At 48.7% G+C, this 1,452-nt stretch carries 2 protein-coding genes; both read right to left on the reverse strand.

All coding sequences use genetic code 11. The annotated features are described in order from the left end of the window. Positions 1–47: 47 nt before the first annotated feature. Positions 48–404, reverse strand: coding sequence for a type III-B CRISPR-associated protein Cas10/Cmr2 (locus KDK14_RS10820; RefSeq protein WP_257265120.1), 357 nt, complete (start codon positions 402–404; stop codon positions 48–50). Further along, the gene (locus tag KDK14_RS10825) at positions 397–1,194 is read right to left on the reverse strand and encodes a hypothetical protein (RefSeq protein WP_257265121.1); all 798 of its coding nucleotides are present in this window, start codon (positions 1,192–1,194) and stop codon (positions 397–399) included. The genes KDK14_RS10820 and KDK14_RS10825 overlap by 8 nt, the downstream gene beginning before the upstream one ends. Between the last annotated feature and the right edge of the window lie 258 nt (positions 1,195–1,452).

Below are 1,452 nucleotides of genomic sequence, written 5' to 3' on the forward strand. Positions count from 1 at the left end.
ATTCTTAAATAAACTTTCTCTATGTCATGACGTACGATCAGTGGTAATCAGGTATCCTTTTGCCAGACCTTCTCTGCCAGTTCTCGCCACGCTGACCGGATGGTTTCCACCACTACCTTGGGGTCAAAGTCTTCGGGCACTTCTGCACTCACGGCCTTGAAGCGGTTGGGAATGGCGCCCTGTTCAGGAGGCTTGCCAATGCCATTTCCTTCCAGCCAGTCCAGATAACCTTCTGCAGGAATCGGAAACTTAATCTCGCCACCCTGTTTTTGTACGTCAACCATGGCCACTCCCGACAACCAGGAAAGCAGGAATGAACCAGACCAGAAATCACGGGTTCGGCGGGCCTGGGCAACAAAGCCCTGTACGGGTCCAAGGGTGAAATGGAAGTATTGTTTAGCCATGGATGGTTTCCCTCTGCCCGAACTGATTCATAAACCGCTCGATAACACGCCAATCCACCTCACCTGCCAGTGCTTTTCGATTGCGTTTTGAGGAAATTTTGACCGCTGACTCTCTGTGCAGAAAGGTGGATCTCAGAAGCGCTTGAACCAGTAGTGTATTGCCATCTTTAAACAGGTGTACATGGGCAATAAGCGGAGTTGCCCGACGACCTGTTGAAGCGTTGACGTCTACATTTTTTTCTCGGGCATTACTCAGACGATAATTATGGGGTAAGCCAAAAACAGTTCGCTGAGGCAGTGTATTTATTGGTTTGCCGTTAGCAACGTCGTAAGCCCAGTCGTGGTCACCTTTAAAATTTGGCTTTTCCGTTTGCCAGGTACGATATTGATGCAGTGTGTTGTTGTATTCAGCAAGAAGCTCCGCTGGAGATTTTTGAAAAGAGGAAATATCAATTCGGCTCAATGCGGAAAGTGCGGAATAAGGCGGCTCATTAACAACCAGATCAACACAGACAGATTTCAATAGATCCTGGATTACTTCAATATACTCACCTCTGTTTTCCGGTGCAGCCAAGCGGCCACCGCTTAGTTCCTGTATTGACAGACTTCCCAACCCCTTGCGGGAACGAGCTCCCAAACCACCGAGCATACCCAGACATAGCAGTGCCTGCTCAAGCTGCTCTGATTGTTCACTGGACATTTGCGGTGAGGGATAACAACACACCGTAAAATCAGAACCCGATTCCAGATAATGGCTTTCTTTATTCTTTCCAGTGAGTCCCTGCCCCAACAGATAGGGAATTCCCCTGACCGGCTCCTTGCCAACTGTACTCTGGTCATCCCGGATTCTGAGCCTGAAAGCTGATTTGCCGCCAACTTTCTCTTTGCCATTAGACTTGGCGGCAAGGCCAAATAATGCACCTTCTTCTTTATGCAGCTGTTGCAGGGCTGCATCAGTATTTTTTCCACAGGAGGAATATACCCGCCCCCAGTTCAGGGCGACAGAATCGGTCGAACGATCATCCCGATAATAGGATATTTAGCTATT

The sequence above is a fragment of the Endozoicomonas sp. ONNA2 genome, from assembly GCF_024606365.1.
GTDB lineage: Bacteria > Pseudomonadota > Gammaproteobacteria > Pseudomonadales > Endozoicomonadaceae > Endozoicomonas.